The organism is Devosia sp. (genome assembly GCF_017307495.1).
Lineage (GTDB): Bacteria > Pseudomonadota > Alphaproteobacteria > Rhizobiales > Devosiaceae > Devosia_A.
Genome location: NZ_JAFKHE010000010.1, coordinates 1 through 8,145 on the forward strand (window position 1 = coordinate 1; position 8,145 = coordinate 8,145).

The 8,145-nt window shown below is 66.5% G+C and carries 8 protein-coding genes and 2 riboswitches; of the genes, 7 read left to right on the top strand and 1 reads right to left on the bottom strand.

What is annotated here, in order from left to right; all coding sequences use genetic code 11:
• Window positions 1–164 precede the first annotated feature (164 nt).
• Window positions 165–743, bottom strand: a complete 579-nt coding sequence (locus tag J0I99_RS00305; protein WP_291390309.1) for a YqgE/AlgH family protein — start codon at window positions 741–743, stop codon at window positions 165–167.
• A 131-nt stretch (window positions 744–874) separates the two neighbouring features.
• Between J0I99_RS00305 and J0I99_RS00310 the strand changes: the two genes are divergently transcribed.
• The 7 genes from J0I99_RS00310 (at window position 875) to gcvPB (ending at window position 7,627) form a co-directional block, all read left to right on the top strand.
• Window positions 875–1,693, top strand: coding sequence for a protein-disulfide reductase DsbD domain-containing protein (locus J0I99_RS00310; RefSeq protein WP_291390310.1), 819 nt, complete (start codon window positions 875–877; stop codon window positions 1,691–1,693).
• Between the two features lie 65 nt (window positions 1,694–1,758).
• A complete protein-coding gene (locus J0I99_RS00315) occupies window positions 1,759–2,256 on the top strand; it encodes a peroxiredoxin (RefSeq protein ID WP_291395089.1) in 498 nt (165 codons plus the stop codon).
• Window positions 2,253–2,825 (top strand): hypothetical protein, encoded by a 573-nt coding sequence (locus J0I99_RS00320; RefSeq protein WP_291395091.1) that lies wholly within the window; start codon window positions 2,253–2,255, stop codon window positions 2,823–2,825. Before J0I99_RS00315 ends, J0I99_RS00320 begins: the two co-directional genes overlap by 4 nt.
• A 131-nt stretch (window positions 2,826–2,956) precedes the next feature.
• A riboswitch (glycine riboswitch) is annotated at window positions 2,957–3,046 on the top strand.
• A gap of 3 nt (window positions 3,047–3,049) precedes the next feature.
• Window positions 3,050–3,133, top strand: a riboswitch (glycine riboswitch).
• Between the two features lie 67 nt (window positions 3,134–3,200).
• Entirely contained in the window at window positions 3,201–4,370 is a 1,170-nt protein-coding gene (gene gcvT / locus J0I99_RS00325; protein ID WP_291395093.1) for a glycine cleavage system aminomethyltransferase GcvT, read from the top strand.
• A complete protein-coding gene (gene gcvH, locus J0I99_RS00330; RefSeq protein ID WP_291390315.1) occupies window positions 4,367–4,720 on the top strand; it encodes a glycine cleavage system protein GcvH in 354 nt (117 codons plus the stop codon). Before gcvT ends, gcvH begins: the two co-directional genes overlap by 4 nt.
• 7 nt (window positions 4,721–4,727) lie before the next feature.
• On the top strand, window positions 4,728–6,080 hold the full coding sequence (gene gcvPA, locus J0I99_RS00335; protein WP_291395094.1) for an aminomethyl-transferring glycine dehydrogenase subunit GcvPA: 1,353 nt from the start codon (window positions 4,728–4,730) through the stop codon (window positions 6,078–6,080).
• The gene (gene gcvPB, locus J0I99_RS00340; protein WP_291395096.1) at window positions 6,080–7,627 is read left to right on the top strand and encodes an aminomethyl-transferring glycine dehydrogenase subunit GcvPB; all 1,548 of its coding nucleotides are present in this window, start codon (window positions 6,080–6,082) and stop codon (window positions 7,625–7,627) included. Before gcvPA ends, gcvPB begins: the two co-directional genes overlap by 1 nt.
• The last annotated feature ends 518 nt before the right edge of the window (window positions 7,628–8,145 follow it).

The following is an 8,145-nucleotide window of genomic DNA, read 5'->3' on the forward strand; positions in this document are numbered from 1 at the left end:
AAAACCCCGATCGGCCGGCGAGGCGTGAGCCTCATTCATTCTGCGGACTACCGCGAGGGGCAAAGGCCCCGCCGGCCCGTTCGCTTCATCTCTCCAACGGAGGGATGGCTCTTTGACAAACTCCGAAGCCGCAAGGCTGTCGGATGCATCGGCACGTCCGGCGCTCACCCGTGTCCGGCGCTCGCGCTGAGCGTGGCGCGGGTGATGCCGAGGCGAGCCAGCGCCGCGTCGTAGCGGTTCTCGATCGGCAGGCCGAACAGCAGCTCGCGCGAGAACGGCACGGTAAGCCAGCCATTGCCCTGAATTTCGTTTTCGAGCTGGCCCGGACTCCAGCCGCAATAGCCGAGCGCGAACAGGGCCTCGCTCGGCTCGTCGTTGAAGGCCATCGCCTTGAGGATATCGAGCGTTGCCGTGAGGCAGATCTCGTCGGTGACCTCGTAGGAATTGCCGGCGCGGAAATAGTCCGAAGAATGCAGGACGAAGCCGCGGCTCCGCTGCACCGGGCCGCCGCGCAGCACCTGCCGGTTCTTGACCTTGTCAGGGAGCTGGATCAGCTCGTCCTTGTCGCCCAGCTTCAGCTCCTCGAGGATGTCGGCGAAGCGCATGTCTTCGAGGCTCTGGTTGATGACGAGGCCCATCGCGCCTTCCTCGCCGTGTCCCACCAGGTAGATCACGGTATCGCGGAAGCGTTCGTCGCCCATCTCGGGCATGGCGACGAGAAACTGGCCCCTGAGCGTGTCCATGGGTGTCGGTCTCCTTGCCGGCAGCACCGGCCGCCCGTCAGTGTAGACCCGGTCCGGGCTCCTGCCTAGTTGGGGTTCACGATGGTCTGATCCGGCTTTCCATTTCGCTGCCGCTCCGCTATCCGGAAGCCATGCGCGTGCCGGCTATTCTGCTCATTGCCAGCCTGAGTGCCACAGCCCAGGCGGGCGAGACGGCGTGGCAGGAACTTGCGCCCGGCGCCCGGGCGCGGCTGATCTCGTCCGACGTCGCGGCCGCCGACGGCACCACGATGATCGGCCTCGAACTGGACATGCCGCTCTCGAGCAATACCTACTGGCGCGTGCCCGGCGAGACGGGCATCCCGACCGTTCTCGATCTTGCCGGATCGTCGGGCGTGTCCGGCCACCAGATGCTCTGGCCCTATCCAGCGATCGAGACCAGCACCGGCTATGTCGACTTCGTCTATCGCGGCCCCGTGGTGTTGCCGGTGCAGCTCAGCCTCGACGGCGGGCCGGTGGATCTCAAGATCGCCGTCACCATGGGAATCTGCTCGGACGTCTGCGTGCCCGTGATGAGTTCGTTCCAGTTGCCCCTGTCATTCGCAGCGCCCGATCGTGCGCAGGGGCTCCGCATCGCCCAGGCTGTCGCGCGCACGCCCCTGGAATGGACCGGGACGAACAACCCCGTGCCCGGCGTCGCCTACGATGCCGGCACCGATGCGCTGGCCGTTTCCGTCTCCGGCGAAGTCGACCCGCTGTCGCTGATCGCGGACGCCGGTGAGGGCGGGCAACTCTTTGGTGCGCCGCAAAAAAGCCCGGATGGAAACTTAGTCCTCCTGCCACTGCTCGGGGGAGACCAAGGCCGGAACGTGGAGGGTACGCCCGTTCGGCTGACGTTCATGACCGAAATGGGCCCGTTCTCGGTGGAACGGCGGATAAGTTCCGCCAGATCGACTGCGTCGGGCGGTTGATCTAGGGTGCGTCCTCCCGTATGCCGGGGCGGCAGCGTAGTTTGGTCAAGGGAGCCAGCCAGAAAATGACGATCGCGCGCGGCGACAGAATTCCGTCTGTCCCCATCAAGCTGGTTGGAACCGGTGACACCATCGACACCACGTCCGATGCGGTGCTGGGCCACGGTCTCGTTGTCTTCTTCGGCGTGCCGGGAGCCTTCACCCCCACCTGCGACACCTCCCACCTCCCGGGCTTCGCCGCCAATACGGCCAAGTTCAAGGCGCTGGGCGTGGACAAGGTGGTGTGCGGCACCGTCAATGACCACCACGTGACCCGGGCCTGGGCCGAGCGCTCGGAAGCGATTGGCAAGGTGGAGTTCATCGCCGATGGCGACGGGATCCTCGCCGACGCCATGGGCCTCAGCAAGCAGATGTCCGGCATGGGCAAGCGCTTCGCGCGTTTCGCCATGGTCATCAGGGATGGCGTGGTCCAGGACCTGTTCGTGCAGGACGTCGCGGGCGTGACCGTCAGCGGTGCACCGGCTGTGCTGATGGCGCTGCAGGCCGCGCAGGTGAGCGCATGATGAACCTGGCTGTTGTCTCCCGCCTGGTCGCCACCGGCGCCGCGGCGCTGGCGCTCTCCGCCTGCTCGATGGGCAGCATGTTCGCGCCGGCCTCGAGTTCGTCGCCGATGCAGACGGCCAATCCGACCCAGGCGGAATTGCAGACCGGCACAAGCAACGCGCTGCCGGCCATTGCCACCGAATGCCCGCCGATCAAGGTGAAGGCGGGCGGCGAAGCGCTGTTCTACTACGGCAAGGGCAAGGTCGGTAATCCCAAGGACCTCAACTACCAGGCGATCATCGACAAGCAGTCACGCAACTGCGTGGTCTCGAACGGCCTGATCACGGTGAAGATGGGCATGGTCGGCCGCCTTTTGCTGGGTCCGGCCGGCAACCAGACGAACGTCAACGTTCCGGTGCGCTTCACGGTCGAGCGCGATGGTGTCGCCCTCTTCTCCGAGAAGTACGACATTCCCGTCACCATCACCCCGCCGAACCAGTCGGAGGAGTTCGTGAAGGTGGTCGAGAACGTTGCCGTGCCCTACACCGGCGGCGAGCAGATCGTCTTCTACGTCGGCTTCGACAGCTAGCCAGCCGCCATTGCAGCCCCAATCACAATGTCATCCCCGCGAAAGCGGGGATTTCCGTTCTTGGCGGGCACCGCTTTCGTCAGGGAGGGTACGCCGGCAGTTGACATTCCCGATCCGAAACGGCTTAGCATCTCTCGACTGCGGGAGAGACCAGCCTCGCGCTGGCGCCGAAGGAGCAACCGCCCCGGAAACTCTCAGGTACCAAGGACCGCAGTCGACTAGGACTCTGGAAAGCAGGCGATCTCGCCTCACCGAAGGAGCAACTCGCCCATAGGCGGCGAGGAAATCTCTCAGGTTAGCGGACAGAGGGGGCGCGGAACACAAGGGGGCGGTCGCTCCGTTGTGTTGCTGTGCAGTCAACCCTTGGTGTCCGAAATGGCCGAAGCAGCCCCCGACGATCTCAAGACCGTAGTCCTCAACGACAAGCATGTCGCGCTGGGCGGCCGCATGGTGCCGTTCTCGGGCTACTCGCTGCCGGTGCAATACCCCACCGGCATCATCGCCGAGCACAAGTGGACCCGCGAGCACGCCGGCCTGTTCGACGTCTCCCACATGGGTCCGAGCTTCCTCGTGCTCGACAACAAATCCGGTGACGGCGAGGCGGACCATGCCGCCATTGCGGCCATCGTCGAACCGCTGATCTGCGGGGACATCCGGGGGCTGAAGCCGGGCCAGGTGCGCTACACGCTGCTGCTGAACGAACAGGGCGGTATCCATGACGACCTGATGGTCGCCCGTCCCGCCGCCGATGGCTGGGGCGGGGCACTCTACATCGTCGTCAATGCCGGCACCAAGGAGACCGACTTCCAGCGCCTTGCCGCTGCAGCCGCCGGCAAGGCGACGCTGAACCGGTCCGACCATTGTGCCCTGCTGGCGCTGCAGGGGCCGGAGGCCGCCGCGGTGCTGGACGCCATTGTCCCCGAGGCGGTCGAGCTCGGCTTCATGCACTATGCCTCGTTTGACTGGCGCGACACCAAGCTGGTGATCGCCCGATCAGGCTATACCGGCGAGGACGGCTTCGAGATTCTCGTCGATCCCGAACATGCCTCCAGCTTCTGGGACACGCTGCTGGCCGATGGACGGGTAAAGCCGATCGGACTCGGCGCCCGCGACAGCCTGCGCCTCGAGGCCGGGCTACCGCTCTACGGCCACGACCTCGATGAGACCGTGTCGCCGGTCGAGGCGGGACTCAATTTCGCCATCTCGAAGCGCCGCCGGGAAGCCGCCGACTTCCCTGGCGCCCGGCGCATCCTTGCCGAACTCGATGGGGTGCTCGAGCGCGTCCGGGTCGGCCTGCTCGTCGATGGCGCTCCGGCCCGCGAGGGCGCTCCCATCCTCGATCAGCACGGCGCCGAGATCGGCAGGGTCACGTCCGGCGGTTTCGCGCCGACGCTGAACCGCGCCATCGCCATCGGCTTCGTCTCGCCTGCGCATGCCACTCCCGGCACCAGGCTTCAGGTTCTCGTTCGCGGCAGGGCGCAGCCCGCCGAGGTCGCCGCCACCCCATTCGTTCCACACCGCTACGTCCGGAAAGCCAGCAAATGACCAAGTTCACCAAGGACCACGAATACATCACCGCCGACGGCACGGTGGGCATCACGCCCTACGCGCAGGAGCAGCTTGGTGACATCGTCTATGTCGAGTTGCCCAAGGTAGGTCAGAAGCTGAAAGCCGGCGACGAGGCGGCAGTAGTCGAATCGGTGAAGGCCGCCTCCGAGATCTACGCGCCGGCGACCGGCACGGTGACGGCTGTGAACGACGCGCTGTCGGCTGATCCCGGCTTGATCAATTCCTCGCCCGAGGGTGATGGCTGGATCTTCAAGCTCGCGCTCGACGATGCCGGCGAGCTCGACGGGCTCATGGATGCCGACGCCTACGCCAAGCTGACGGCCTGAGGATACGATGCGCTATCTTCCCCATTCCGAGCATGAGCGGGCCGACATGCTTGCCGTCATCGGCGCGAAAGCCGCCGAGGACCTCTTCGCCCGCGTACCTGGCCATGCCCTGCTGCGCGAGCCGGTAGACCTGCCGAGCCATTCGCCCGAGTTCCTGGTCGAAGCCAGGATGAAGGCACTGGCCGGCAGGAACCACGCTGCCGGTGACGGGCCGTTCTTCATCGGCGCCGGCGCCTACCGGCACCATGTGCCGGCGAGCGTCGACCACCTGATCCAGCGCTCCGAGTGGCTGACGGCCTACACGCCCTACCAGCCGGAGGTCTCGCAGGGGACGCTCCAGATGCTGTTCGAGTTCCAGACCCAGGTGGCGCACCTGACCGGCATGGAGGTGGCCAACGCCTCGATGTATGACGGCTCGACCGCGACGGCCGAGGCGGTGCTGATGGCGCGGCGGCTGACCCGCCGCGACCGGATCGTGCTGTCGGGGGGGCTGCACCCGCACTATCGCGACGTGGTTCGCACCTATCTCGGCGACGGGCCGGACCTCGTGTGCCTGCCCGCTTCTCCGGAGGGGCAGGGCGACATCCTCAACCAGATCGACGGTGACACCGCCGCGATCGTGATCCAGACGCCGGACTTCTACGGCCACCTGCGCAATCTCAGGGCCGCCGCCGATGCCGCGCATGCCGCGGGCGCGCTGCTGATCGTGGTGGTGACCGAAGTGGTGTCGCTGGGCCTGATAGAGGCTCCCGGCGCGCTCGGTGCCGATATCGTCGTCTGCGAAGGCCAGTCGATCGGCAACGCGCTGAACTTCGGCGGGCCCTATGTCGGCCTGATGGCGACCAGGAAGGAATTCATCCGCCAGATGCCCGGGCGGCTGTGCGGCGAGACCGTCGATGCCGACGGCAACCGAGGCTTCGTGCTGACGCTATCGACGCGCGAGCAGCATATCCGGCGCGAGAAGGCGACCTCCAATATCTGCACCAACTCGGGGCTCTGCGCGCTCGCCTTCTCGATCCACATGTCGCTGCTCGGCGAGGCCGGGCTGAAGCGGTTGGCGCGGCTCAACCACGCCAATGCGGTCAAGCTCGCGCGGATGCTGGGCACGGTACCGGGCGTGGAACTGCTCAACAAGAGCTTCTTCAACGAGATGACGATTCGCCTGCCGGTGCCCGCCGCGCCGATCGTCGAAATGCTGGCCAAGGCCGAGGTGCTGGCCGGCGTGCCGGTAAGCCGGCTCGAGCCCGAAAATCCGGCGCTCGCGAACCTGATCGTCCTCGCGGCGACCGAACTCACAACCGATGGCGAGATCGCCATGCTGGCCGAGTGCCTCGACGTAGCCCTGAATGGAGAAGCCTGATGGCCATGAACACGCAAGGGCGTCCCACTGGCGTCGGGACCTCGGACTTCGCTTCCGTTTCGGGCTCCTCGCTCCTCCCCAACGAGCCGCTGCTATTCGAGATCGGTGATCGCGAGCACTCGGGCGTCGACCTGCCGGACGTCGAGATCGACGGATCCTTCCTCGGCGGCTTCGAACGGAAGTCGGACATCGACCTCGCAGGACTAACCGAGCCCGAGACGCTGCGGCACTACGTTCGGCTCTCCCGCCTCAACTACTCGATAGACTCCGGCATGTACCCGCTCGGCTCGTGCACGATGAAGCACAACCCGCGCCTTAACGAGAAGATGGCGCGGCTGCCCGGCTTTGCCGATATCCACCCGCTGCAGCCGGTCTCGACGGTGCAGGGGGCGCTTGAGCTGATGAACGAGCTCGGCCACTGGCTGATGACGCTGACCAACACTGCGGCGGTGTGCCTGACGCCGAAGGCCGGCGCGCATGGCGAGATGGCCGGCATGATGGCCATCCGCGCCGCGCAGGAAGCGGCGGGGCAGGGACACCGCAAGGTGGTGCTGGTGCCCGAGAGCGCCCACGGCACAAATCCGGCCACCGCGGCCTTCCTCGGCTACAGCGTGCGCTCGATCCCGGCACGCGATGACGGCACCGTGGATGTCGAGGCGGTGAAGGCGGCGCTGTCGCCCGACGTCGCGGCGATCATGCTGACCAACCCCAACACCTGCGGCCTGTTCGAGCCCGAGGTGATCGAGATCGCCGCTGCCGTGCACGAGGCGGGGGCGTTCTTCTACTGCGACGGCGCGAACTTCAACGCCATCATGGGCGTGGTGCGGCCGGGCGACCTCGGCATCGACGCCATGCACATCAACCTGCACAAGACCTTCTCCACCCCGCATGGCGGTGGCGGGCCCGGCGCGGGCCCGGTGGTGCTGTCCGAGGCGCTGGCGCCGTTTGCCCCGGTCCCGTTCGTTCGCAAGGGAAGCAGCGGGTCCGAACTCGTCGAGCACGCCGAGGGCCAGCACCTTGGCCGTATCACTGCCTTCAACGGCCAGATGGGCATGTACGTGCGGGCGTTGACCTACATGCTGAGCCATGGCGGCGACGGCCTGGCGCAGGCTGCCAAGGATGCCGTGCTCAACGCGAACTATATCAAGGCGCGGCTGCAACATGTCTTCTCGGTGCCGTTCCCGGGCCAGCCCTGCATGCACGAGGCGCTGTTCGACGACAGCTTCCTCGACGGCACGGGGGTGTCGACCCTGGATTTTGCCAAGGCGCTGATCGACGAGGGCTTCCACCCCATGACCATGTACTTCCCGCTGGTGGTGCATGGCGCCATGCTGGTCGAGCCCACCGAGAGCGAGAGCAGGCAAACGCTCGATCGATTCTGCGACGTCATGCTGGAACTGGCGACGGACGCGAAGGCGGGGAACGCAGCGCGGTTCACCAGCGCGCCGACCAGTGCTCCGCGCCGCCGCCTCGACGAGACGCGCGCCGCCCGGACGCCCGTGCTCAAGTGGGAGCGGCCGGAGGAACTGCCGCGGGCGGCGGAGTAGGGGGTAGGCTACGCGTCCTTGCGGGGTGGCCGAGTGCTGGCCGCCTCTCGTCCGGTGCGTGTTGCCTTACCCCACCCAGCTTTGCCAGTTCGCTATCGCTCACAAGCGCCGCTGCCAGCCATTCGAGCATAGCTCTCATGGCCTTCTTGCCTCAGATTGCTCCACCGGAGCAATCTGCCTTCGGACGGCGCGAAGCCCCACAAGGGGGAGGGAGACCCGTGAATCATCGCCCCATCCACCGGCCTCCTTCCCCCTTGTGGGGAGGGCAGTGCAGCTTGGTTCTCGCGTCAGCGAGGACCTAGCGGAACTGGGTGGGGGGAGCCACGTGCGCTGTGGTGCGACTGGACGTGCCGATGCATCCGACAGCCCTGCGGCTTCGGAGTTTGTCAAAGAGCCATCCCCGTTGCGGGGGATGAAGCGAACGGGCCGGCGGGGCCTTTGCCCCTCGCGGTAGTCCGCAGAATGAATGAGGCTCACGCCTCGCCGGCCGATCGGGGTTTTGGGCCTATGGCACGCGG